The sequence below is a fragment of the Rhodococcus sp. 21391 genome (genome assembly GCF_016772255.1).
Taxonomy (GTDB): Bacteria; Actinomycetota; Actinomycetes; order Mycobacteriales; family Mycobacteriaceae; genus Rhodococcus_F; species Rhodococcus_F opacus.
In genome coordinates this window covers 768,761-792,287 of sequence record NZ_CP063781.1, presented here as the reverse complement: position 1 = coordinate 792,287, position 23,527 = coordinate 768,761, and the positions used below count along the sequence as shown (strand labels likewise).

The following is a 23,527-nucleotide window of genomic DNA, read 5'->3' as shown; positions in this document are numbered from 1 at the left end:
ATGTTCATCACCCTTTATACCGATGCCGGGAACCGCTGTCCAAGTTTCACCCGAATGATTGCTCACAGAGATCTCGGTTACAGTTTGTGGGACAACTACACATCCACGGGGGCTCGCACCAGCGGGCTGAGAGGACGGCTAGGGCCGTCGACCGTCGAACCTGTCCGGGTAATGCCGGCGTAGGGAGCATCATCGATGAGCACAAACGTATCTACAGCCACGTCCGTCACCACGGGGCCGATCGAGGGCAGCACCAAGCAGTACCTGCTGTCGGGCGACGACGTCCGGGTGCCGGTCCGGCGCGTACACCTCACCAACGGTGAGCACCTCGACCTGTACGACACGTCGGGTCCGTACACCGACGCGGACGCCGCGATCGACCTGGAAGCGGGACTGCCGCATCTGCGTGCACCGTGGATCGCCGATCGGGAGGGCACCCAACTCGACGCCGCCCGCGCCGGCGTCACCACCCCCGAGATGCAGTATTGCGCTGCACGCGAGGGTGTTTCACCCGAGGCGGTGCGCGCCGAGGTCGCGGCGGGACGCGCCGTGATCCCGGCCAACCGCTGCCATCCCGAACTCGAGCCGATGATCATCGGCAAGGCGTTCGCAGTCAAGATCAACGCGAACATCGGCAACAGCGCGGTCACGTCGTCGATCGCGGAAGAGGTCGAGAAGATGGTGTGGGCGACGCGATGGGGCGCCGACACCATCATGGACCTGTCCACCGGCAAGAACATCCACGAGACCCGGGAATGGATCCTGCGCAATTCGCCCGTGCCCGTGGGAACCGTGCCGATCTACCAGGCGCTCGAGAAGGTCAACGGAGACCCGACGGCACTTACGTGGGAGATCTACCGCGACACCGTGATCGAGCAGTGCGAGCAGGGCGTCGACTACATGACGGTCCACGCCGGGGTGTTGCTCCGCTACATCCCGCTGACCGCGAAACGCGTCACCGGCATCGTCTCCCGCGGCGGTTCGATCATGGCTGCCTGGTGCCTGGCCCACCATCGGGAGTCGTTCCTGTACACCCACTTCGACGAACTGTGCGAGATCCTCCACCGCTACGACGTCACGTTCTCGCTCGGTGACGGCCTGCGCCCCGGCTCCATTGCGGACGCCAACGACGAGGCCCAGTTCGCGGAACTGCGCACCCTCGGCGAGCTCACGCGGATCGCGAAATCCCATGGGGTGCAGGTGATGATCGAAGGTCCCGGGCACGTCCCGATGCACAAGATCGTGGAGAACGTGCGCCTCGAGGAAGAGTTGTGCGAGGAGGCACCGTTCTACACGCTCGGGCCGCTCGCCACCGACATCGCGCCGGCGTACGACCACATAACGTCCGCGATCGGCGCGGCGATGATCGCGCAGGCCGGCACCGCGATGCTCTGCTACGTGACACCCAAGGAACACCTGGGACTGCCGAATCGGGACGACGTCAAGACCGGGGTCATCACGTACAAGATCGCGGCGCACGCCGCGGACCTCGCGAAGCAGCATCCGCGGGCGCAGGAGCGGGACGACGCGCTGTCGAAGGCCCGGTTCGAATTCCGCTGGCACGACCAGTTCGCGCTGTCCCTCGACCCGGATACCGCGCGGGAGTTCCACGACGAGACGCTGCCCGCCGAGCCGGCGAAGACGGCCCACTTCTGCTCGATGTGCGGCCCGAAGTTCTGTTCGATGCGGATCTCCGCCGACGTGCGCGAATACGCGCAGCGACACGGACTCGATTCGGTCGAAGCCATCGAGGCGGGCATGGCCGAGAAGTCGAGTGAGTTCGTCGACGCAGGTGGTCGCGTGTATCTGCCCGTCGAATCCGTCACCTCAGAGAATCGGTAAGGTCCCCTTCGTGAAGCTGCTGCCCCTGACCCCCGACGGCCAGACCCCCGTCCGCGTCCTCACCATCGCCGGCACCGATTCCGGCGGCGGCGCCGGGATCCAGGCCGACTCGCGGACGATGGCGCTGTGCGGCGTCCACGCCTGCGTCGCTGTTGCCGCGGTGACGGTGCAGAACTCGGTGGGCGTCAGCGGTTTCCACGAGATTCCGCCGGAGACGGTGGCCGCGCAGGTGCGGTGCGTCGTCGACGACATCGGGGTCGGGGCAGCGAAGACGGGCATGCTGGCGTCGACGGCCATCATCGAGGCCGTCGCCGCCGTGTGCACCGAGGTCGGGATCGGCCGCGACCAACTGGTCCCGCTGGTCGTCGACCCGGTGTGCGCGTCGATGCACGGAGATCCGCTCCTGCACGCCGAGGCGCTGGACGCCGTGCGGAACACGCTGATCCCGATCGCCACGGTGGTCACCCCGAACCTCGACGAGATCCGGCTGATCACCGGCATCGAGGTGGTGGACGACGCGACCGCGCGCCGGGCCGCCGAGGCGCTGCACGCACTCGGGGCGAAGTGGTCGATCGTGAAGGGCGGCCATCTCCGGACGTCGGCGTCGAGCACCGATCTGCTGTTCGACGGCGACAGGTTCCTCGAGTTCAGCAGTCCCCGTATCGACACCGGCAACGATCACGGCGGCGGCGACACCCTCGCGGCCGCCATCGCGAGCGCTCTAGCCCACGGGTGGTCCGTGCCCGATGCGGTGGCGTTCGGCAAGGAATGGGTCACCAAGTGTCTGGAGGCGTCGTACGACCTGGGCGCCGGTCACGGCCCCGTCTCTCCCCTGTGGCGACTCCGTCACTCGTGAGTACTTGTTAACGTCCGGCGGTTAAGAAGTACTCACGGGCGGCGGAGCCGCAACCGCCAGATACCGAGATCGGAGGGCACCCCGCTGGGCGCGGGGGCGAAGAAGGCGCGTCGCCACGGTTTGACGCCGACACCGAGTTCGTCGAGGGTGCCCGGCTGCAGACTCTCCAGCGTGGCGGACGACGCCATCACGTTGCCGTCGCCGCCCAGTTCCATCATGCGTGCCGCGATCGTCACGTCCACGCCGAGCCAGTCGCTGCCGATCTGCCGGGGCACGCCCGTATGGATGCCGACACGCATGCGGGGGCGGTAGCCGTCCACCTCCACCTCCGCGAGCGCTTCCTGTGCGGCGAAGACGGCGTCGATCGCGCGGTCCGGGCTGGGGAAGACGGCCATCACGCCGTCCCCCAGGCGTTTCACCACGTGCCCGCCGCGGTCGACGATGGGGGTCTCGACGGCTCGGGCGACGTCACGCAGCAGGGCGAGGGTGGCGCTGTCACCGGCGGGCAGCGACCAACTGGAGAACCCCACAAGGTCGGTGAACACGATGGTCACTTCCTGCGTTCCCCGACCGCGACCGGTGCGCTCGAGCAGCGCCTGCCACACCTGCAGCGCGCCGAGGCTCATCTCTCGGGACGCGCCCGGCTGGTGGTCGAGGAAGCGATCGGCGACGCGGGCGATGGCCCGTGCGCTGCCGGGGCCTGCCGTAGACAGTGGATCGCCGAACGCCGGATCACCGGGCAGCGCGCGACGAACCCTCCGCAGCCCTTCGATCAGCTGTGGCTGCCGGTTCACCGATCCCATCCAGCCCAGAACCTTGTCGCCTCGTTTCGGTGTCTGCGCAGCGTCGAGTTCGGCACTGTTCTCTTCGGCCGGGTCGTCGCTCACGAGAGTAAGGGTAACCCAGCGTCACATGCACAAACCCGTGCCGAATCGGACATCACTCCGCCGCCCGCGCCTTCTCCCGGTCCGCGCCCGTGGGGACACCGTTCGGCCCGGTGAGCGACTCCGCGTACACCCCCACGGCGTACGCGACCGCGGCGGCATTCTTGGCGAGCGCGGCCCGGTTCACGTTCTCGAGGGTGTCGGTCGCGCTGTGGTAGTTCTCGTCGTACACCACATCCGGGGTGCCACCCCACTTCTGTGACTGCTCGGGGGTCTTCGTCTCGTCGGCGCCGCTGAACACGCCGCCCGAGGGGATGCCGTGCTCGATGAACGGACCGTAATCGGAGCGACCGTCGAAATCCGTGCCGTCCGCGACGACACCGTTGTTCTGGAGGAAATCGGTGAACGTGCGCTCGATGCCCGCGGAACCCTCGGGTCCGGGCCCCTCGCCGACGTTGTCGGAGTTGTCGCCGTCGTACGCCAGGTAGCCCGCGTTCTCGGAACCGAGCATGTCGAAGTTCAGATACAGCGCGATGTCGTTCCGCTGGTCCTCGCTGAGACTGTTCACGTACGCCTCCGAACCGAGCAGACCCAACTCCTCGGCGCCCCAGAACGCGAAGCGCACCGCGTTGTCGACGTCGGGCGAACCGCCGAGTTGCACGGCCGTTTCGAGGGTCGCGGCGACGCCGGTGCCGTTGTCGTTGATCCCGGGACCGTCCGGGACGCTGTCCAGGTGGGCGCCGACCATCACGACGTCCTCGGTCGAACCGGTCTTCGTCTGGGCGATGACGTTGCGAGCGGTGCTCGACTCGGTGGTGGTGTCGAGGGTGAGGGTGACGTCACCCCCGGCCTGCTCGAGCGCGGCGCCGTCCGCCTTACTCACTCCGCCCGTGGGTACCTTGCCCACGTCCGGATCGCCGAGAGTTCCGCCGTTCATCGGCCCGTCCTCGTTGTTGACGACGATCACGCCTGCGGCGCCGCGCTCGGACGCGAGCTGCTGCTTGGCCGCGAACGGGCACACCCCGCGATTGACGAGGACGATCGCCCCGGTCACGTCGAGGCCGTCGTAATCGGTGACCTCGCATCCCGGACTCTCGTCCTTGGGGGCGGGCACCAGGCGGGCGGTCATCCCGTCCGGACCGGTGGACGGCGAATACGCCAGTGCACGCACCTCGAAGTCACGGTCGCCGGACCTGAGCGCCTCCGTCCGGACGTCGAAGTTGTGGAACTCGAACTCTGGGGTCTCGACGTCGAAGCCCTTGTCTTCCAGCACCTGTGCGACGTAGTCGACGCTGGCGTCGTAGCCGGAGGTTCCGGCCGCGCGGTTGCCGTTGTTGTTCTCGGCGATCGTCTGCAGTTGCTCCAGGTGCCCCACCACACCGCCCTCGGTGACCGAGGCCGCGAGAGCGCTCGCATCGACCGGCGGCGAATCGGGTTCGCTCGTCGACGAGCACCCGGCCAAGACCATCACACCGGCCACTCCGACTGTGAAGGCTCCCCGTAGTCGCATGTCGGGAGCCTAACGCAGAAGCACCTGTGGGCCGGCGCGAATGGATTTCGCACCGGCCCACAGGCTCCCACCCCGCCGTCACCCTCAGCCAGGTCTCCCGACGACCACCTGGCGGAGGAACGGGGCGAAAGTACTGTATCGGGTGTCAGGCGTCGCGCTTGTTGACGACCACCAGGCCGGCCCCGAAGATCACGAATACGAACACCGCGAAGTAGACCAGGCTGCCCCACGGGCCCCAGTGGAAGTCGACCCCCTGCGGCGCCCCCAAGAAGTTGTTGGCGTTGAGGAACGGCAGGAAGGGCATGATCTTCTGGCCGAACGAGCCGAACAGGTTGAACAGGCTCTCGATCAGCAGCGGCCACAGCAGCAGCAGGGCGATCGCGCCCGCCGACTGGCGCAGCAGCGTGCCGACGCCGACGGCCAGAACCACGCACAGGAACGCGTAGATCGGGACGCCGTAGATCGACCGCCAGGCGTCGTCACCCGACAGCGTGAGCGCCGCTCCTGCCTCGTCACCCGCGGTCGCCTTCGCGATGGCATACGCGCCGAACGTGAGCACGAACGTCAGCACCGCGCCGAACGCGCCGATCAGGCCTGCCTTCGCGATGAGGACGGACGCCCGGTTCGGGATGGCCTGGAACGTGGTGCGGATGACGCCGAACCGGTATTCGCTGGTCACGGCGAGTGCCGCGAGGATCATCAGGACCAGCACGCCGAATCCGGAGACACCGCCGACGGCGTCCGACATCTGCGGCAGGAACGGATCGAAATCCGGTTGCTTACCGTCCGCGATCTGGTTGTTGAAGGAGTTGATGCTGGCCTTCGCGCTCAGCCCGATGACTGCGGCGAGGCCGAGGCCGAGCACGATGATGATGACCGTGCACCACCACGGCGACCTCGTCGACGTGATCTTGATCCGTTCGGCATTGAGAACAGCCATTACAGTGCACCCCTCATCACATCTTCGACGCCCTCTGCGTGGTACTGCACGTCGTCTCCGGTCAACTTCATGAAGGCGTCCTCCAGCGATCCGCGCTGAGATGCCAACTCGTACAGGACGATGCCCTGCGAACCGGCGATCCCGCCGACGACGTCCGTCGACGAATCCACCACCACGAGCGCCTGCTGCCCGTCGGATCCGTCCTCGCGCACGGTGAGCCCGTTGGACGTGAGCGCGCTACGCAACGCGTCCAGCTGGGGGCTCCGCACCCGCACCGTCGATTCCGAGGACTTGCTGACGAACTCGGACACGGTGGTGTCGGCGATCAGACGCCCCCGGCCGATGACCACCAGATGTTCTGCGGTGAGCGCCATCTCGGACAGCAGGTGGCTCGACACCAGCACGGTGCGACCCTCCGCCGCGAGGCGCTGCATGAACTTCCGGATCCAGACGATGCCCTCCGGGTCGAGCCCGTTCACCGGCTCGTCGAACAGCAGCACCTTCGGGTCGCCGAGTAGCGTGGCGGCCAGGCCCAGGCGCTGCAACATGCCGAGCGAGAACCCGCCTGCCTTCTTTCCGGCCACCTCGGTGAGCCCGACGAGGTGCAGCACCTCGTCGACCCGGCTCTTCGGCAGCGAGTTGGACGCCGCCATCCACTGCAGGTGGGCGCGGGCCGAGCGGTTGGGGTGCACCCACTTCGCGTCGAGCAGAGCCCCCACCGTCCGCAGCGGCTGCACCAGGTCGCTGTACGGTTTGCCGTCGATCAACGCGCTGCCCGCCGTGGGGCGGTCCAACCCGAGGATCATGCGCATCGTCGTCGATTTGCCTGCACCGTTCGGGCCGAGGAAGCCGGTGACCATACCCGGCTTCACGTTGAACGTCAGGTTGTCCACCGCCTTCGTCGCACCGAAGGTCTTTGTCAGTCCCCTCACTTCAATCATGATGAGAAGGATGCCCGACCCTGCGGACGGCGCGCATCGGCCGCAGGTCTACTCCCGGCTCGTCCCCTGGTACCGGTCGGACCCTGAGCCGGACCCCGACGCGACCCCGAGGACTACGACGACGCCTGCGCCCAGAACCGCTTGGGAATCCGGCCCGCGTGACGTGCCTCGTACCCCGCCACCACGGCCCCGCGCATCGCCGACGCCATGAGCGCCGGATCCTTCGCCCTGGTCACAGCCGTGGCCAGCAACACCGCATCGCAGCCGAGTTCCATCGCGAGGGTGGCGTCGCTTGCGGTCCCGATGCCGGCGTCGAGGATGACGGGCACCCCCGCACCGTCCACGATCATCTCGATGTTGTGCGGGTTCGCGATACCGAGCCCGGTGCCGATCGGCGAACCCAGCGGCATCACGGCCACGCAGCCCACGTCCTCGAGTCTGCGGGCCAGAACCGGGTCGTCGGTGGTGTAGGGCAGGACGACGAATCCGTCGTCGACCAGTTGCTCTGCAGCGCTGACCAACTCGATGGCGTCGGGCATCAGGGTGCGCTCGTCGGCGATGACCTCGAGCTTCACCCAGTCGGTCTCGAGCGCCTCACGAGCGAGTTGCGCCGTCAACACAGCCTCGGCCGCACCGCGACACCCCGCGGTGTTGGGCAGCGGGGCGATGTCGAGCCGGCGCAGCAGGTCCAGCACACCGGTGCCGCCTGCGGCGTCGACGCGGCGCATCGCGACCGTGGTCAGCTCGGTGCCGGACGCGACGAGCGCCTCTTCGAGCACCGTGAGGTTGGCGGCGCCGCCGGTGCCCATGATCAACCGTGAACCGAACGTGCGTCCCGCGATCGTGAGGCCCTTCTGCACGCCGGGCGTCGCGTCAGCCACCCTGCACCGCCGTGAGGATCTCGATCTCCCAGCCCCGGACCACGAGCTCGTCCCACCGGGCGCGCGGGAACACGGCGCCGTTCACTGCCACCGCGATGCCCTTGGTGGGCAGGTTCAGCACCTCCAGCAGCCCGGTGACGGTCAACGGTTCCGTGAACTCATGGTCCTCGCCGTTGACGCTGATGCCGATCGGCACCACTACTTGCTGCTCACTCATCTCTACCTCGCTACTTTCTCGAAACGTTCGGGGTCGGCGGCTTTCGCCTCGACCAATGCCGAGCCCTCCAACAATGCCATCGTCGCGTCGGCGGTCACCGGGGTGAGCAGGATGCCGTTACGGCCGTGTCCCGTCGCCACCACGACCCGATCGGACACCCGGCCGATCAGCGGCAGGTTGTCCGGGGTCATCGGACGCAGACCCGCCGAGGTCTCGTGCAGTTCGTACTCGCCGATGGCGGGCATCAGGGCCTCGGCGTCCGCGATCAGGTCGCGCACACCGGCCACCGTGACCTGCGTGTCGTTGCCCGACTCGTACTGGGTGGCACCGACGACGATGCCGTCGGCACGCGGCACCAGGTAGGCGGGCCTGCCGTGCACGCTGCCGCGGATGGTCCGGCCCGGCGCGGGGGTCACCCCGGGACGCGAGCGCAACCGCAGGATCTCGCCCTTCACCGGGCGAACCGGAAGCCCGGGCCACAGGGCCGGTGACGCGATGCCCGCGGTGACGACGATCTGGTCGGTGTCGAGCCGGTCGAGGCTGTGCACGGCCTCCCCGATCAGCTCCACTCCGGCGTCGGCGGCGCACCGCTGCAGCGCCTGCAACAGCAGCCTGTTGTCCACGGCCAGTTCGTCGACGGCCAAGAGTCCCAATCGGACTCCGCGACCCAGCATCGGCTCGAGGGCCCGGACTTCGGCGCGGCCCAGGATCTGCAGTTCCCGCCCCTGGGCGCCCACCCATTCGGCGATTGTCCGCAGGTCCTCCGCGTCGGCGCCGTCCAGCGCGACGGTGAGCGAACTTTCCGACGTGAACAACTCGACGCCGGCTCCGGCCTCGAGTTCCTTCCCGAATTCGGGCCACCGGTCGAGCGATGCGCTCCCCAGTTCGAGGACGCTCTCCTCGCCTGGCCAGCCCTCGGACAACGGGGCGAGCATGCCACCCGCCACCCAGGACGCTCCCGAACCTATCGACGGGTCGTACAGCCGTACCGACCAGCCGTTGCGGGCTGCTCGCCACGCAATGGACAGGCCGATCACTCCGCCTCCGACGACGGATACCGATCTCGCCATTGAACTCCACCTCACTTCCTGCGCCGGCATGATCCGGGTCAGGTATGACGGTCGGGCTCGGCGTGAGCCCCTCTCAGCCCCACGTTCCCCGGGACTCCCGTGTTGCACTTTCACCGTAGAGGCTACCGTCATGCCGTGACCACCTCGCATCACAGCAACCTCACGGACCGTCGGCGCCGCCTCGGAACAGCACGTTTGTACCTGTGCACCGATGCTCGGCGCGAGAAGGGCGACCTGGCGCAGTTCGCCGAGGCCGCACTGTCCGGCGGCGTCGACATCATCCAGCTCCGCGACAAGGGCTCGGCCGGAGAGAAGAAGTTCGGCACGATGGACGCCCGGGACGAACTGGCGGCACTGTCGGTGCTCGCGGCCGCGGCCAGGCGGCACGGAGCGCTGCTCGCGGTCAACGACCGCGCCGACATGGCGCTGGCGGCCGGGGCCGACGTGCTGCACCTCGGCCAGGGCGACCTGCCCGTCCCGTACGCACGGACCGTGGTGGGTTCCGACGTCCTGATCGGCCGCTCCACTCACAGCCGCGCTCAGGCCAGCCTCGCAGCGATCGAGGACGGCGTCGACTACTTCTGCACCGGTCCGGTGTGGGCCACCCCCACCAAGCCGGGGCGGACCGCGTCGGGCATCGATCTGGTGCGATCGACCGCCGACTCGGAGCCGAACCGCCCGTGGTTCGCGATCGGCGGCATCGACGAGTCCCGGGTTCCGGAGATCCTCGCCGCGGGGGCCTCCCGCATCGTCGTCGTCCGGGCCATCACCGAGGCCCGCGACCCGCAGGCCGCCGCGCGCTCGCTGTCCGCCCTGCTGCAGCAGAACGCGTAGTTACGGCTGATCCAGCCAGTCCAGCACGGTGGCGGGCGGCAGGACCACGACGGTGGCCGGCAACTGTTCGATCAGGTCGGGTTCGGTGGTGACGACCGCCGTCACCGTTCCCAGCGTGGTGCCGTGGCCGGCCGGTTCGGCGAGGCGGCCGACGGCGTCCAGGGCCTCGAGCACCTCGACGCGCGGCAGCCACCCGTAAGTGCCGTCGGGCAGGTGCAGTGTGCGGGGCAGGGCCTTCGACAACTGTGCCAGCGCGCCGCGCTCGCCCAGCACGTCGTGCCGGTCGAGCAGCAATCGCACCTCGGTGGTGCGCAGTTGCGGCCACCCCGCTTCGAAACCCGGGTGCAGCGGCAACCCGGCGACGTCGGTTTCCCGCACCCAGCGCAGTTCGGTGCTCTCGCCGTTCGCGACGGTGGGCAGTGGGCGCTCGGCGTCGGCGATCACCGTGGTGTAACTCCAGCCGCTCGCGGCCTTCATCGTGACGACCTCGGTGCGGACGCGGATGGCCGCGCTCTCGATGCCTGCTTCCTCGTGGGCCTCGCGCACCGCGGCGTGGGTGGTGGACTCGTGGCTGTCCCGGGCACCGCCGGGCAACGCCCACGTACCGCCCTGGTGACTCCACACCGCACGGTGCTGCAGCAGGACGGCCGGCGTCTCGTCGGGGAGCGGCGCACGCAACAACAACCCGGCCGCACCGTGCTTGCCCCAATGACGACTGCCGTCCGGCCCGGTTGCCCAACCGTCACCGTCACCACGCATCGACTACCCCTGTCCGACCTGATGGGTCTCCCTGCAGTTCCCTCACACTAACGGTTTCTTCCGGAACTGCCCGTCGGCAGTCGTGAACCGACCGCTGCTTATATGCTCCCCACAAGGTGCGGCCATGACACGGGAGGGGTGCGAGGTGGTTCTGCGTGAGGCACCGTCGATCGAACCCCACGGCAGCCGCGCATTGTCTGCCGCCGCGGATGACGACGTCGACCCCGCGGTGGCACGCCGCAAGGAACTGCGCGCGTTCCTGGAGTCGACTCCCGCCAAACTCACGGCCCTCGGGGCCCTCCTGGTCCTGCTCACCCTCACCGCCGGGTTCGTGGCCGCCTCGACGGTGAACAGCAGGGAAGCCACTCTCGACAGCGTCCTCGCGGAGACGGAACCGCTGTCGTTCTCGGCGCAGAACCTCTACAGCGCCCTGTCCGTGGCGGATGCCGCGGCCACGACGGCGTTCATCTCCGGCGGTCTCGAACCGCCCGAACTCCGGGACACCTATGCGCAGGCGATCGGCACCGCCTCCGCCGACCTCGTGTACGCGTCCGGCGGACTCGCGGCGAGCGACGTGGACAGCCGCCGACTGCTTGCCTCCATCTCCACCGACCTCAGCGTCTACTCCGGTCTCGTCGAGACCGCGCGGGCCAACAATCGCACCGGTCATCCGGTCGGCGCGGCCTACCTCAGCGAGGCGTCCACGCTGATGCAGACGAGCATGCTGCCGATGGCGCAGCAGTTGCACGTCCAGCAGGAAGCCGACGTCGCGGACACGCAGCGGGACTACTCCCGTCCGCCCTGGCTGGCGCTGATCCTGATCCTCGTCGCACTCGTCGCGTTGCTCGTCGCCCAGATCGTCATTGCGAGGCTCAGTCGGCGCACGTTCAATCTCGGGCTGATCGTGGCGTCGTCGTGCACGGCGATCCTCCTGGCGTGGATGCTGGTCGCCGGGTTGGTCTCCTCCCTCGACACCAAGCGGGCACTGACCGAGGGCGCCCGCCCGATTCACGAGTTGACCGCGGCCCGCATCCTGGCCCAGCAGGCGCGCACCGAGGAGACCCTCAAACTGGTCCGCCGCGACTCGAACGGTGACTACGACGCCGTCTTCGAAGACAAGTCCGGTCAGCTCGACACTCTCCTGTCGAATTACCCCCACGACGGCGACCGCGCGGTCGGCCACGACGAGGTGGCGAGGGCGCAGGAGGCGTGGACGCGCTGGTCCTCGGCACACGACCGCATGAACGAGATCCTCGCCAGGGGTGACTTCGTCTCGGCGGCAATGGTCGCCATCGGACCGGGACCTTCGGATTCCGCGGCTCAGTTCACCGCCGTCGACGACGCGCTCACCGACGGAATCGGCACCGCACGCGACCGTCTGCGGTCGCATGTCGAATCCGCGGCCCGGGTGCTGACCGCGCTCGGTTCCGGCGCCATCGTCCTGACGCTGATCGCGGTCGGCGGAATTATCATCGGGTTGTGGCCTCGATTGAGGGAATATCAGTGAGGCGGCGCCGGATCGCGCTCGTGCTCGTGGCGGCCACCTTACTGATCGGCGGGTGCGCCGAGTCGAGTCCCGAGCACGTCGGATCGCCGAGCGTGTCGTACACCGAGCCCCCGCTTCCCGCGGCCGCGACGCCGGCGCCCGAGACCAGCGCTGCGCCGCCGACTCCCGAGAAGGACTGCGGCGATCCCACCGCGAGCCTGCGCCCGTTCCCCGACCCCGACGCCGCACCGCCGATGCCGACGGTCGACGCCATCCGCGCGCGGGGGCGTCTCGTCGTCGGCCTCGACACGGGCAGCAATCTGATGAGTTTCCGCGATCCGGCGACCGGTGCCATCCAGGGCTTCGACGTCGACGTGGCCCGGGAGATCGCGCGGGATCTGTTCGGCGATCCGGACCGGCTCGAGTACCGCATCCTCACGTCGGCGAATCGTGAGAAGGCGCTGCAGGAGTCGATGGTCGACATCGTGGCCAAGACGATGACCATCACCTGCGACCGAAAGGAACGGGTGGCGTTCTCCTCCGAGTACTTCGAGGCGCAGCAGCGGGTTCTCGTCGTGAAGGGCTCCCCGATCCGCAGCGCCGCCGACCTGGACGGGAAACGGGTCTGCGTCGTCCGCGGCACGACGTCGCTGACACGGTTGCAGCAGGTGGCGCCCACCGCGGACATTCTGACGGTCCCCATGTGGTCGGATTGCCTGGTGGTCCTGCAACAGCGGCAGGTCGATGCGGTGAGCACCGACGACACGATCCTCGCCGGTCTGGCGTCCCAGGACCCGTATCTCGAGATCGTCGGAGACAGCATGGGCGCCGAGCCGTACGGCGTCGGCATCACCAAGTCGAACGAGGACCTGGTGCGGTTCGTCAACGGCACGCTCGAACGCATCCGCCGCGACGGTACCTGGACCAGGATGTACGACCAGTGGCTGTCGATGCTGGGGCCGTCCCCCGCCCCGCCGTCCGCCGTGTACCAGGACTGAGGGGACGCATGCCGCAGCATTCGCAGAATCCGGAGTCCACCGACCCGGACATCGCCACCCAGGCCGCCGTCCGGGAGCCGGAAGGGGACGCCACGCAGGCCGCGGTCCGGGAAGAACCGGACGAGGGTCCGGCCACCCAGGCCACCCAGGCGGCGCCGACGTCCCGGCCGTCCGGCGCGTCCGGCACCGGCCGCTCGACGCGCTCACCGCGCACCCGGTCCGGGCAGCGCCTGCGTCTCGGCGGCGGTCTCGTCGAGGTTCCCGTCGTGAAGACACTGGACCCGGCATCCGCCGTGATGACCGACCCGAAAGTCCCCGAGAGCAAGCGCTTCTGCTGGAAGTGCAACAAGCCGGTGGGCCGCACCGGCGCCACGTCCGAGGGCTCAGAGTTCGGTCTGTGCCCCCAGTGCGGAGCCACGTACGACTTCCGGCCGCTTCTCGGCCCGAACGAGCTGATCGGCGGCCAGTACGAGGTGCAGGGCTGCATCGCGCACGGCGGCCTCGGCTGGATCTATCTGGCCATCGATCGCAATGTCAGTGACCGCTGGGTGGTTCTCAAGGGCCTGTTGCACTTCGGCGACGCCGAGGCTCAGGCCGTGGCGGTGGCCGAACGCCAGTTCCTCGCCGAGGTGGCCCACCCGAGCATCGTGAAGATCTTCAACTTCGTGGAGCATCCCCGGTCGGACGGGACCCCGATGGGGTACATCGTGATGGAGTATGTGGGCGGTCACTCGCTTCGGGACGTCCTGTCGACGCACGCGAAGCCCGAACGCATGCCGGTCGAGCAGGCCATCGCCTACGTGCTCGAAATCCTTCCCGCACTGGCGTATCTGCACTCCACCGGTTTGGTGTACAACGACCTCAAACCCGACAACGTGATGGTCACCGAGGATGCCCTCAAGCTGATCGACCTCGGTGCCGTCGCGGGCATCGAGGACTACGGCTACCTGTACGGCACACCCGGGTATCAGGCGCCGGAGATCGTCACGACCGGCCCGACCGTGGCGTCCGACATCTACACGGTGGGGCGCACCCTCGCCGTCCTGACGCTCGACATGCCGTCCGACAAGGGCCGGTACCTCGACGGGATCCCGTCCCCCGAGCAGGCGCCGCTCCTCGCGGAATACGAGTTCTTCCACCGACTCCTGTTGCGCGCCACCGACCCCGACCCGAGCCGGCGTTTCGCGTCGGCCGAGGAGATGGCGGGTCAGCTCACGGCGGTGCTGCGGGAGGTCCTCGCGCAGCAGACCGGCGAGGAGCATCCCGGACTGTCGACCGTGTTCAGCAAGCAGAGAACGACTTTCGGCACGGACGAGGCCGTCGAGCAGACCGACGTGTACGTCGACGGCGTCGAACGGGACGAGAATCTCGATCCGCAGTCCGTGGCGCAGGCGTTGGCGGTACCCCTGATCGACCCGACCGATCCCAACGCCCCGCTCCTGGCCGCCGCGGTGCACAGCGAGCCGCAGCAGACGCTGGATTCCATTCGGCACGCGCGCGAGAACGGTATCGAACGGGTCGTCGGAGATCTGGACGTGGCGTTCTCCCGGGAACTCACGCTCGCCGAGATCAAGGCCCACCTCGATCTCGGTGACGCCGCCACCGCCACCGAACTCCTCCGCGACGTGGAGGGAGAGATGGGTGGGAACTGGCGCGTCGACTGGTACGCCGGACTCGCGACGCTCATCGACGGCGACTATGAGACGGCGTTCTCCCGTTTCGAATCCGTACTGCAGGCGATGCCCGGGGAGACGGCTCCCAAACTTGCGCTGGCCGCCACCGCCGAACTGATTCTGCAGCACTGGGAGAGCTCCGACCCCCACCAGTGGCGAACGTTCGCCGAGAAGTACTACCGGACGGTGTGGCGGACCGACCACAGCATGGTGAGTGCGGCATTCGGGCTGGCGCGGCAACTCACCGAACGCGGCGATCTGCCCGGTGCCATCGCCGCCCTCGATCAGGTTCCCCCGACGTCCCGGCACTTCACCATGGCCCGGATGACGAGCGTGCTGATGCTGTTGTCCGGCAAACCGATCGAGGAACTCGACGAATCGGCTCTCCGGGAGGCCGCACTCCGTGTCGCCGCGCTCGCACCCGAGGAGAGCCGGGCACTGCAGATGCGCACGCTCGTCCTGGGCACCGCACTGGACTGGATGCGTGCCGGTCATTCGTCGGCGACGGAACTCGAGCAGATCCTCGGTGTGCCGTTCACCGAACGGGGCCTACGCAAGGGCACCGAGGCCGGCCTGCGGGCGCTGGCCCGCAACGCCCCCGAGCGCACTCACCGGTACACGCTGGTGGATCTGGCCAACACCATCCGGCCCAAGAGCCTGCTGTAACGCTCAGGCCCCGATCAGCTCCACCGCCGCACAGGCGATCGCGAACTCCTCGTTGGTGGGCACGACCAGCACCTGAACGTCGGACTCGTCCACCGAGATACGGCGTGCGTCCCGGGAACTCGCGCGGTTGCGGTCGTCGTCGACGACGATGCCGAGGCGTCCCAGCCCGGCCAGGCTGTCGCGGCGGACGTCGACGTTGTTCTCGCCGACTCCCCCGGTGAACGTGATGACGTCGACGCCGCCGAGTTCCACCAGGTAGGCGCCGATATACTTGCGGAGTCGGTGCACGTACACGTCGTAGGCCAACGCCGCAGCCCCGTCGCCCTCGCCGACCAGCGTCAGGAGCGCCCGGAAGTCGTTGACCCCCGACAAGCCCTTGAGGCCGGAATGCCGGTTCAGGAGGTCGTCGATCTGATCGACACCCATCCCGCTGCGGTGCAGGTGCAGGATGACGCCGGGATCGACGTCCCCGGACCGCGTGCCCATGACGAGTCCCTCGAGCGGGGTCAGCCCCATGCTGGTGTCGACGGCCAGTCCCCCGCGGATCGCGGACGCCGAGGCACCGTTCCCCAGGTGCAGGACGATCTGGTTCAGCTCGGACAGGTCCCTGCCGAGGAACTCGGCCGTGCGCGCCGACACGTACTGGTGCGACGTGCCGTGGAAGCCGTACCGCCGGATGGAGTGCTCCTTCGCGACCTGCCGGTCTATCGCATACGTCGACGCCTCCGCGGGCAGGGTATGGAAGAACGCGGTGTCGAACACCGCGACGTGCGGGATGTCCGGCAGCTCCTCCCGCGCCACCTCGATCCCGATCACGTTCGCCGGATTGTGCAGCGGCGCAAGGGTCGAAAGGTCCGAGATGGACTGCACCACTGCGTCGTCGATGATCGTGGGTTCGAAGAATACGTCGCCGCCGTGGACGATGCGATGGCCGACCGCGACGATCCCCGCCTCCCTCAGAGGTCGACCCACCTCGGCGACGATGTCCGACAACATCTTCAGTCCGGCGCGGTGGTCGGCGATGTGAACGTGGCGCTCCGCCAATCCGGTGCGGTGGTGATAGACGATGCGCCCCTCGGGTTCCCCGATCCTCTCGATGAGACCGGACGCCGAGGACTTACCGGTGTCCGGGTGGATCAGCTGGAACTTGATCGACGACGAACCGGAATTGACTACCAGTACGGACCCCTCGGTCACTGCTCTGCTCCCTGCGCCTGGATCGCGGTGATGGCCACGGTGTTCACGATGTCCTCGACCAGCGCCCCTCGCGAGAGGTCGTTGACCGGTTTGTTGAGGCCCTGCAACACCGGCCCGACGGCGATGGCGCCGGCGCTGCGCTGCACGGCCTTGTACGTGTTGTTCCCGGTGTTGAGGTCGGGGAAGATGAAGACCGTCGCCTTCCCAGCCACCGCCGAATCGGGCATCTTCTTGTCGGCCACGCTCTGCTCGATGGCAGCGTCGTACTGAATGGGGCCCTCCACCAACAGGTCCGGGCGACGCTCGCGGACGAGTTTCGTCGCAGAGCGCACCTTGTCGACGTCCGCGCCGCTGCCGGAGTCGCCGGTCGAGTACGACAGCATCGCGATACGCGGATCGATACCGAACTGGGACGCCGTCTGCGCCGAAGAGATCGCGATGTCGGCCAGCTGTTCGGCCGTGGGGTCGGGCACCACCGCGCAGTCCCCGTACGCGAGCACCCGATCGGACAGACACATCAGGAACACACTCGACACCGTGGACACTCCCGGTTGTGTCTTGATGATCTCGAACGACGGCCGGATGGTGTGCGCCGTGGTGTGCGCGGCACCGGAGACCATGCCGTCCGCGATTCCCAAGTGCACCATCATGGTTCCGAAGTACGAGATGTCGGTCATCACCTCGCGGGCACGGTCCACGGTCATGCCCTTGTGGGCGCGGAGCCGCGCGTACTCCTCGGCGAACGGACCGGCGTGTTCGGACGTCCGGGGGTCGAGCACCTGCGCGTCACCGAGGTCCACGCCGAGTTCCGCCGCGCGGCGACGCACCTGCACCTCGTCGCCGAGAATCGTCAGCTCCGCCACCTGCCGTTGCAGCAGTCTCCCCGCCGCTCGGAGGATGCGGTCGTCGTCGCCTTCCGGGAGCACGATGTGCTTGTGGTCGCGGCGGGCGCGGTCGATCAGCTGGTATTCGAACATCTGCGGAGTCACCACCGACGGGATCGGCAGCTTCAACCGCTCCAGCAGTGTGGGTGCGTCCACCCGGAGTTCCATGACACTCAGGGCGGTGTCGATCTTGCGCTGCGAACCGACCGCCACCCGGCCACGGGTCTGCGCTGCCGCGCTGGCCGTGTCGAACGTGCCCAGTCCGGTGGTGAGGATCGGCAACCGCGGCTTGAGGCCGGCCATCAACTTCGCGATTGCCGGGTGCGGCATCAGCCCGCCGTTCATGATGATGCCCGCCAGCGACGGGAAACCTTCGGCCTCATGCGCATTCACCATCGCCAGCAGCACGTCGGAACGGTCGGCCGGGGCGATCACCACCGTGCCCTCCGTCAACCGTTCGAGGATGTGCTCGGCCGTCATTCCACCCACCATCACCCGCAGCGCCTCCCGGTGGAGGAGCTCCGGGTCGCCGCTGAACAGGCTGCCGTCGATCGACTCGAGGAGTTCGGCCATGGTCGGTGCGACCAGCAAGGGGATCTCGGGCAGGCTCCACGCGGGCACACCGGTGACTGCCAACGCGTCGGTGACCGCATCGAGCTGGTCGGGGTCGCACCGATTGGCGACCACGGCCAGCAGGTGCGCGTGGTGAGCGGTCAGTTCACCGATGGCGAGCTGCGCGAGTTGGGCGATCTCCTCGGGGGTGCGCCGTGCTCCCCTCACGGCGAGCAACACCGGGGCGCCGAGGTTCACGGCGATCCTGGCGTTGTAGCCGAGCTCGCTGGGGCTGGCCACGTCGGTGTAGTCGCTGCCGATCACCACGACGGCATCGCACTGCGCCGCCACCTGGTGATACCGGGAGACGATCTCGCTGAGCGCGCCGTCGGGATCGGCGTGGACCTGCTCGTACGTGACCCCCAGGGACTCCTCGTACCCGATGTCGGCCGTGGTGTGTTCGAGGAGCAACTCGAGGATGTAGTCGGTTTCCTGCGTCGATCGGGCGATGGGACGGAAGACGCCCACCCTCGCCGCGGACGCGCACAGCATCTGCAGGACACCCAGCGCGATGGTGGACTTGCCGGTATCCCCCTCCGGTGAGGCGATGTAGACGCTCGACGGCTGGGGACGTGCGGGCGGATTCACGGGTGAGGGTGTCGCTGGCGCAGCCATGGCCATAGCGTATCCGGCCACCGGCTCTGGGCGATTGACACCGCACCCGCCCGGCGGTCAGATGACGTATGGCCGAATCACCCTTCCCCGACGTCCGATGGGGCAGCGAGAACAGCTTCCTCCGCGAACCCGCAGCCAAATTTGCCGCCACCCGACCCGGATCGTGGGTGATCCGGAAACTCGCCGGAGTCGACCGCCGGCTCCTCCAGAAGACCAGGGGACGCTTCACGATCCTCGGTCCGATCGCCGCTCCGGTAGTGCTGCTGACCACGACGGGTCGCAAGTCTGGCGCACCACGGACGAGCCCGCTCCTCTACTACCGTGAGGGTGAGCAGATCTTCGTCGTGGGCAGCAACTTCGGGCAGGATCACCACCCGGCGTGGTCGGGGAACCTTCTCGCCCAGCCGAACGCGAAGGTCACGATCGGCGGGAAGGACATCCCCGTCACCGCGACTCTCCTGGCCGAACCGGAGCGAACACGGATCTATCGCGAATTCGACGAGATGGTGCGCGTCTACGGCGTCTACGAGCACCGAACGAACCGCACGATGCGGGTGTTCGCTCTCACCGCCTCGTGAGCCGAGCGCCGTGCCGGGGCCGGAAGCGGCGGTGCCGCCGACCGGTAGTGGTGCCCGGTCGGGGTGCCGACGTCGATGAGGTGGGTGCGGCCGGGCCGCTGTATCGGGCGGGCTCTCCGGCCTGGTGCTTCCTTCGCGTAATTGCAGGCCTCACACGGCCCGGACCCGTTGTGCGCGCTGGTCGCCCCGTGCTGTCGGCGGGAGCGGATGTGGTCGTGGTGCCGGATCGGTGCATCGCACCACGGCGTACGACATGTGCGGTCGCGGAGGTCGATCAGCTGTCGCAGACTCTTCGGGAACGTGCGCGACTGGGATTGCACCGCCGTCAACGCCTCCGACTGCGGGCACGAATACACCCGCAGCAACGACGTCGCGGTGTCACGATCGACGGCGTCGGCCACCAGCTGCCGGGCGAAGCCGATGCCCCTAAAAAGCACATGCAGCGCAGGGCAGTACGGCGCTATACAGGAGATCGCGCACGCCCGCCTGCGCCGAGGAATGGAGAAGTAGTTGCCCACGAATGCCGCACCGGATCCGATGACCCTGCATCCCGTTTCAGGTCAGCCTCGGGTGGTCCTGCTGAAACCTCTGATCGAGAATCCACTGATCGAGGTCGGGGAGTACAGCTACTACGATGATCCCGAGTTCGCGGACGAGTTCGAAACGCGCAATGTCCTGCACCATTACGGGCAGGACCGGCTGATCATCGGCAAGTTCTGCGCGTTCGCGACCGGGACGACGTTCATCATGAACGGCGCAAATCATCGGATGAGCGGAGTCTCGACGTTCCCGTTTCCGATCATGGGCGGGTCGTGGGCCCAGCACGCCGATCTGCTCGCGAATTTACCGTCGCGGGGCGACACCGTCGTCGGCAACGACGTGTGGATCGGAGGCAACGCGACGATCATGCCTGGCGTCCGCATCGGGCACGGCGCGATCGTGTCGACCGGTTCGGTGGTGACGCGGGACGTGCCGGACTATGCGGTCGTGGGCGGGAATCCGGCCGTCCACATCAAGGACCGCTATTCGGAATCCGAGATCGCCGCACTGGTGCGGATCGCGTGGTGGGACTGGCCGATTTCTGTCGTCACCGAACATGTGCGAACCATCGCCACAGGCACAGTCGAGCAACTTCAGGATGTCGCCGACAGGCTCGGCTGAATCAGCCGCGCGCCGCCTGCGGTGCTTCGGCGTCGAGGTCGAGTTCGCCGTCGTCGGCGAACACGAGGCGTCCGTCGTCGAGAGCGACGGCCCAGCGGTGCACGGGCGCCCAATCACGTCCGAGGAGTCCCTCCGACTGGGACAGGTCCGCGAAATCCTCGATCACGACACCGGGCGCGGGAGCGTCGGAGTCGCGGCGGACCCGAACGCGAGCGCCGACGACGACGTCGGGGCTGTGGGGCTGGGCGGCACTCTTCTGATCAGACATGGGTTCATTCCGCTTTCTGCAGGGTGATGCCAGGGCAAGGGATCATCCGGGCCCGCTGCCGAGAACTCACTACAGACGATTGGCAAATTTTGAGCAAGCCTTGGGTCGCAGTTGTGGGGATCATCACCGAGGCCTTGACGGCCGAAGAACTGCCCGGACGTTGTCCACAATTTGTACACCAGAGGCATTGACGTCAAGAGGTTACTTCGACATGATTAGGTGTAACTGCCGGTAACACTGACATGGAGGATTTCATGGCACGCTCGACGCTCGCTCTCCGCAATCCGAAGATCACGGATCGCCAGGACACCGGCGCCCGGCTTCTCCAGTCCTCCGCACGCATGTCGTACGACCCGACCGTCGAGGTGGACTGGGACGCACCGGTCCCCGACGATTTGTACGGCCTCACCCCAGAGTGGTCCTCTCTGTACGGCACGCCGATGTGGGACGAGATGACGTTCGAACAGCAGATCACGCTGACGAAGCACGAGGTGTCCTCGATCATGGGCACCGGAATCTGGTTCGAGATGATCCTTCAGCAGATGGTCATCCGGGACGTGTACGCCAAGGACGCATCGCAGGCCCACTTCCAGTTCGCACTGACTGAAGTGGCCGACGAGTGCAGGCACTCGGTGATGTTCGCTCGCACCGCCGAGAAGTTCGGATGCCCCTCCTACGTTCCGCGCAAGTCGGTGGTCACCCTGGGCCGCGGATTCAAGGCGCTCGCCTCGGGAGAGGTCGCGTACGCCGGCATTCTCGTCGCCGAAGAGATCCTCGACGTCATGCAGCGCGACTGGATGAAGGACACACGCGTCCAGCCGATCGTCCGCGTCACCAGCAAGATTCACGTGGTCGAAGAAGCCCGGCACATGCGCTTCGCCCGGGAGGAGACCCTGCGACGGGCCCAGGGCATGAGCAAGGCGCACCGTGCTGCGAGCCGCGCCTGCATCGCTATCGCATCCAACCTGATCGTCTCCAGCATGATCAATCCCGCCGTCTACGCGGCAGCCGGACTGGACACCGAACGCGCGCTCCGCGAGGCGAAGAACAACCGATTCCGGGCCGAGAAGATCCGCGAGAGTTCGCAGCCGCTCATGCGGTTCCTGGACGACGCCGATCTGCTGGGCGGTCCTTCCCGGCACCTCTACAAGCGCGTGAACATGCTCTGAGGCGCTCCGCACCCGTGCGCCTTTCTGGTAGCACCCACTGCCAAAACGGCGCACGGGCGGCGAAGCCGCCTATCCCCGCAACCGCGGCGCCAGATCCCGCTCGAAGAGTTCCAGGAACCGCTTCTGATCGTGGCCGGGAGCGTGGAACACCAGGTGGTTCAATCCCGCATCGAGGTACGGGCGGATCTGCGCCACCGCCTCATCCGGATCCGACGCCACGATCCACCGCTTCGCCACCTGCTCGATCGGCAACGCATCCGCCGCCTTCTCCATCTCGATCGGATCGTCGATCGAATGCTTCTGCTCCGGCGTCAACGACAACGGCGCCCAGAACCGCGTGTTCTCCAACGCCAACTCCGGATCCGTGTCATACGAAATCTTGATCTCGATCATCTTGTCGATCTCCGCGACATCACGGTCGGCCTTCTCCGCCCCCTCCGCGACCGCAGGCATCAACTTCTCCGTGTACAACTCCATGCCCTTACCGGACGTGCAGATGAACCCGTCGCCGCTCCGACCGGCGTACCGGGCCACCACCGGACCACCGGCGGCGATGTACACCGGAATCCCACCCTCGGGCACGTCGTAGATCGACGCCCCCTTCGTGGTGAAGTACTCCCCCTCGAAGTCGACCCGGTCGCCGAGCCACAGCTCACGCATCAACCGGACCGCCTCCCGCAACCGCGCGAAGCGTTCCTTGAACTCCGGCCACTGACCCGCGAAACCTGTCGCGATCTCGTTGAGCGCCTCACCGGTACCCACCCCGAGCATGATCCGCCCCGGATACAGACACCCCATCGTCGCGAACGCCTGCGCCACCACCGCCGGGTTGTACCGGAACGTCGGCGTCATCACCGACGTCCCCAACTGCAACCGCTCCGTCCGCTCCCCGACCGCCGTCATCCACGCCAACGAGAACGGCGCATGACCACCCTCGTGCCGCCACGGCTGGAAATGATCCGACACCGTCGCCGAATCCATACCGTGCGCCTCCGCCAGAACACCCAGCTCCACCAACTCCCGCGGACCGAACTGCTCCGCGGACGCCTTGTAACCGAGCTTGAGTTCGTGGGCCACCGTGTACTCCTTCGTCTTCGCGTCCGGTTCGCGAGATGCAAACCTCTTCTGCAGGTTAGAGCGCGGCCACCAGGCTGGCGAGCGCCGCTCCCAGTGCCACCACCGTCAGTGTCACCGCGAACAGCCACAACTCGTGGGGCGGTGGCATCGGCGCTCCGTCGCGCAGGGCCTTCTCGACCTGCGCCCACCGCCGCATGCCGACGAGGGCCGCGGCCGCGGCGAGACCGATCAGGATCAGGCCGAGGGTCGTCCGCACCCATCCCGTGCTGAATTCGGGGACCAGGTGGATCATCGCGATGCCACCGGCCAGGAGTGCCAGCGAACTCCGCATCCAGGCGAGGAACGTCCGCTCGCTTGCGAGGGTGAAACGTTCGTCGGGCCGGTCGTTGTCGGTCACCGAATCATCTTT

General features: G+C 67.6%; 22 protein-coding genes, 1 pseudogene and 2 riboswitches. Of the genes and pseudogenes, 9 read left to right on the top strand and 14 right to left on the bottom strand.

What is annotated here, in order from left to right; genetic code table 11:
* Positions 1–95: 95 nt before the first annotated feature.
* A riboswitch (TPP riboswitch) is annotated at positions 96–203 on the top strand.
* On the top strand, positions 196–1,842 hold the full coding sequence (thiC, locus tag GO592_RS03665) for a phosphomethylpyrimidine synthase ThiC (RefSeq protein ID WP_007301307.1): 1,647 nt from the start codon (positions 196–198) through the stop codon (positions 1,840–1,842). (Overlaps the previous riboswitch by 8 nt.)
* Before the next feature lie 10 nt (positions 1,843–1,852).
* Entirely contained in the window at positions 1,853–2,698 is an 846-nt protein-coding gene (gene thiD, locus GO592_RS03660) for a bifunctional hydroxymethylpyrimidine kinase/phosphomethylpyrimidine kinase (protein WP_007301306.1), read from the top strand.
* A 32-nt stretch (positions 2,699–2,730) separates the two neighbouring features.
* Here the strand turns inward: thiD and GO592_RS03655 are convergent, their stop codons facing one another.
* The 7 genes from GO592_RS03655 to thiO all read right to left on the bottom strand — a co-directional run bounded on the left by GO592_RS03655 (position 2,731) and on the right by thiO (position 9,141).
* A complete protein-coding gene (locus GO592_RS03655) occupies positions 2,731–3,585 on the bottom strand; it encodes an adenylate/guanylate cyclase domain-containing protein (protein WP_007301305.1) in 855 nt (284 codons plus the stop codon).
* A gap of 52 nt (positions 3,586–3,637) precedes the next feature.
* On the bottom strand, positions 3,638–5,092 hold the full coding sequence (locus GO592_RS03650; RefSeq protein ID WP_172651508.1) for a M20/M25/M40 family metallo-hydrolase: 1,455 nt from the start codon (positions 5,090–5,092) through the stop codon (positions 3,638–3,640).
* Between the two features lie 145 nt (positions 5,093–5,237).
* Entirely contained in the window at positions 5,238–6,032 is a 795-nt protein-coding gene (locus GO592_RS03645) for an ABC transporter permease (protein WP_005265052.1), read from the bottom strand.
* Entirely contained in the window at positions 6,032–6,973 is a 942-nt protein-coding gene (locus tag GO592_RS03640; protein WP_039953058.1) for an ABC transporter ATP-binding protein, read from the bottom strand. Before GO592_RS03640 ends, GO592_RS03645 begins: the two co-directional genes overlap by 1 nt.
* Positions 6,974–7,086: 113 nt before the next feature.
* Positions 7,087–7,854, bottom strand: a complete 768-nt coding sequence (locus GO592_RS03635; protein ID WP_005251713.1) for a thiazole synthase — start codon at positions 7,852–7,854, stop codon at positions 7,087–7,089.
* Positions 7,847–8,071: a sulfur carrier protein ThiS gene (thiS, locus tag GO592_RS03630; RefSeq protein ID WP_005251712.1), complete on the bottom strand. Its 225-nt coding sequence runs from the start codon at positions 8,069–8,071 to the stop codon at positions 7,847–7,849. The genes GO592_RS03635 and thiS overlap by 8 nt, the downstream gene beginning before the upstream one ends.
* 2 nt (positions 8,072–8,073) lie before the next feature.
* Positions 8,074–9,141, bottom strand: a complete 1,068-nt coding sequence (gene thiO, locus GO592_RS03625; RefSeq protein ID WP_005264847.1) for a glycine oxidase ThiO — start codon at positions 9,139–9,141, stop codon at positions 8,074–8,076.
* A riboswitch (TPP riboswitch) is annotated at positions 9,140–9,252 on the bottom strand. It overlaps the preceding gene by 2 nt.
* Before the next feature lie 24 nt (positions 9,253–9,276).
* Between thiO and thiE the strand changes: the two genes are divergently transcribed.
* Positions 9,277–9,975 (top strand): thiamine phosphate synthase, encoded by a 699-nt coding sequence (thiE, locus tag GO592_RS03620; RefSeq protein WP_005264846.1) that lies wholly within the window; start codon positions 9,277–9,279, stop codon positions 9,973–9,975.
* On the opposite strand, the gene GO592_RS03615 is transcribed toward thiE, so the two are convergent.
* Positions 9,976–10,734 (bottom strand): NUDIX hydrolase, encoded by a 759-nt coding sequence (locus GO592_RS03615; protein ID WP_007301301.1) that lies wholly within the window; start codon positions 10,732–10,734, stop codon positions 9,976–9,978.
* Between the two features lie 124 nt (positions 10,735–10,858).
* Here GO592_RS03615 and GO592_RS03610 point away from each other — a divergent pair, with 124 nt between their 5' ends.
* Genes GO592_RS03610 through GO592_RS03600 form a run of 3 tightly spaced genes read left to right on the top strand, consistent with a single transcriptional unit; the run spans position 10,859 to position 15,557 of the window.
* Positions 10,859–12,241, top strand: a complete 1,383-nt coding sequence (locus GO592_RS03610; RefSeq protein WP_007301300.1) for a hypothetical protein — start codon at positions 10,859–10,861, stop codon at positions 12,239–12,241.
* The gene (locus tag GO592_RS03605; RefSeq protein ID WP_007301299.1) at positions 12,238–13,218 is read left to right on the top strand and encodes a glutamate ABC transporter substrate-binding protein; all 981 of its coding nucleotides are present in this window, start codon (positions 12,238–12,240) and stop codon (positions 13,216–13,218) included. The genes GO592_RS03610 and GO592_RS03605 overlap by 4 nt, the downstream gene beginning before the upstream one ends.
* 8 nt (positions 13,219–13,226) lie before the next feature.
* Positions 13,227–15,557 carry a serine/threonine-protein kinase gene (locus GO592_RS03600; protein ID WP_007301298.1) on the top strand — a complete coding sequence of 777 codons (2,331 nt, stop codon included), beginning with the start codon at positions 13,227–13,229 and terminating at the stop codon, positions 15,555–15,557.
* A gap of 3 nt (positions 15,558–15,560) precedes the next feature.
* On the opposite strand, the gene GO592_RS03595 is transcribed toward GO592_RS03600, so the two are convergent.
* Together GO592_RS03595 and pta are read right to left on the bottom strand one after the other, a co-directional pair.
* Complete coding sequence (locus tag GO592_RS03595; RefSeq protein ID WP_007301297.1) at positions 15,561–16,754, bottom strand: acetate kinase; 1,194 nt, start codon at positions 16,752–16,754, stop codon at positions 15,561–15,563.
* A complete protein-coding gene (gene pta / locus GO592_RS03590; protein WP_050998719.1) occupies positions 16,751–18,871 on the bottom strand; it encodes a phosphate acetyltransferase in 2,121 nt (706 codons plus the stop codon). Before pta ends, GO592_RS03595 begins: the two co-directional genes overlap by 4 nt.
* Positions 18,872–18,933: 62 nt before the next feature.
* On the opposite strand from pta, the gene GO592_RS03585 reads away from it, so the two are divergent.
* Positions 18,934–19,443: a nitroreductase/quinone reductase family protein gene (locus tag GO592_RS03585; protein ID WP_005264839.1), complete on the top strand. Its 510-nt coding sequence runs from the start codon at positions 18,934–18,936 to the stop codon at positions 19,441–19,443.
* On the opposite strand, the pseudogene GO592_RS44040 reads toward GO592_RS03585, so the two are convergent.
* A pseudogene (locus GO592_RS44040) lies at positions 19,389–19,862 on the bottom strand (HNH endonuclease); the annotation flags it as partial. The gene GO592_RS03585 and the pseudogene GO592_RS44040 overlap by 55 nt on opposite strands.
* A 118-nt stretch (positions 19,863–19,980) precedes the next feature.
* Between GO592_RS44040 and GO592_RS03575 the strand changes: the two are divergent.
* Positions 19,981–20,604: a CatB-related O-acetyltransferase gene (locus GO592_RS03575; RefSeq protein ID WP_063709752.1), complete on the top strand. Its 624-nt coding sequence runs from the start codon at positions 19,981–19,983 to the stop codon at positions 20,602–20,604.
* 1 nt (position 20,605) lies between these two features.
* On the opposite strand, the gene GO592_RS03570 is transcribed toward GO592_RS03575, so the two are convergent.
* A complete protein-coding gene (locus GO592_RS03570) occupies positions 20,606–20,872 on the bottom strand; it encodes a hypothetical protein (protein WP_005264836.1) in 267 nt (88 codons plus the stop codon).
* A gap of 254 nt (positions 20,873–21,126) precedes the next feature.
* On the opposite strand from GO592_RS03570, the gene GO592_RS03565 reads away from it, so the two are divergent.
* Positions 21,127–22,041 carry an AurF N-oxygenase family protein gene (locus tag GO592_RS03565; protein ID WP_007301295.1) on the top strand — a complete coding sequence of 305 codons (915 nt, stop codon included), beginning with the start codon at positions 21,127–21,129 and terminating at the stop codon, positions 22,039–22,041.
* Between the two features lie 69 nt (positions 22,042–22,110).
* Here the strand turns inward: GO592_RS03565 and fgd are convergent, their stop codons facing one another.
* Both fgd and GO592_RS03555 read right to left on the bottom strand, forming a co-directional pair.
* Complete coding sequence (gene fgd, locus GO592_RS03560; protein WP_005571309.1) at positions 22,111–23,118, bottom strand: glucose-6-phosphate dehydrogenase (coenzyme-F420); 1,008 nt, start codon at positions 23,116–23,118, stop codon at positions 22,111–22,113.
* A gap of 55 nt (positions 23,119–23,173) precedes the next feature.
* Positions 23,174–23,515 carry a YidH family protein gene (locus tag GO592_RS03555; RefSeq protein ID WP_007301294.1) on the bottom strand — a complete coding sequence of 114 codons (342 nt, stop codon included), beginning with the start codon at positions 23,513–23,515 and terminating at the stop codon, positions 23,174–23,176.
* Between the last annotated feature and the right edge of the window lie 12 nt (positions 23,516–23,527).

Coding starts and splice junctions, on each gene's coding strand:
- pta (WP_050998719.1), bottom strand. CDS start 18,871: ATGGCCATGGCTGCGCCAGCGACACCCTCACCCGTGAATCCGCCCGCA.
- GO592_RS03600 (WP_007301298.1), top strand. CDS start 13,227: ATGCCGCAGCATTCGCAGAATCCGGAGTCCACCGACCCGGACATCGCC.
- GO592_RS03585 (WP_005264839.1), top strand. CDS start 18,934: ATGGCCGAATCACCCTTCCCCGACGTCCGATGGGGCAGCGAGAACAGC.
- GO592_RS03565 (WP_007301295.1), top strand. CDS start 21,127: ATGGCACGCTCGACGCTCGCTCTCCGCAATCCGAAGATCACGGATCGC.
- GO592_RS03575 (WP_063709752.1), top strand. CDS start 19,981: ATGACCCTGCATCCCGTTTCAGGTCAGCCTCGGGTGGTCCTGCTGAAA.
- GO592_RS03640 (WP_039953058.1), bottom strand. CDS start 6,973: ATGATTGAAGTGAGGGGACTGACAAAGACCTTCGGTGCGACGAAGGCG.
- GO592_RS03610 (WP_007301300.1), top strand. CDS start 10,859: ATGACACGGGAGGGGTGCGAGGTGGTTCTGCGTGAGGCACCGTCGATC.
- thiC (WP_007301307.1), top strand. CDS start 196: ATGAGCACAAACGTATCTACAGCCACGTCCGTCACCACGGGGCCGATC.
- GO592_RS03645 (WP_005265052.1), bottom strand. CDS start 6,032: ATGGCTGTTCTCAATGCCGAACGGATCAAGATCACGTCGACGAGGTCG.
- thiS (WP_005251712.1), bottom strand. CDS start 8,071: ATGAGTGAGCAGCAAGTAGTGGTGCCGATCGGCATCAGCGTCAACGGC.
- thiO (WP_005264847.1), bottom strand. CDS start 9,141: ATGGCGAGATCGGTATCCGTCGTCGGAGGCGGAGTGATCGGCCTGTCC.
- GO592_RS03615 (WP_007301301.1), bottom strand. CDS start 10,734: ATGCGTGGTGACGGTGACGGTTGGGCAACCGGGCCGGACGGCAGTCGT.
- GO592_RS03570 (WP_005264836.1), bottom strand. CDS start 20,872: ATGTCTGATCAGAAGAGTGCCGCCCAGCCCCACAGCCCCGACGTCGTC.
- GO592_RS03650 (WP_172651508.1), bottom strand. CDS start 5,092: ATGCGACTACGGGGAGCCTTCACAGTCGGAGTGGCCGGTGTGATGGTC.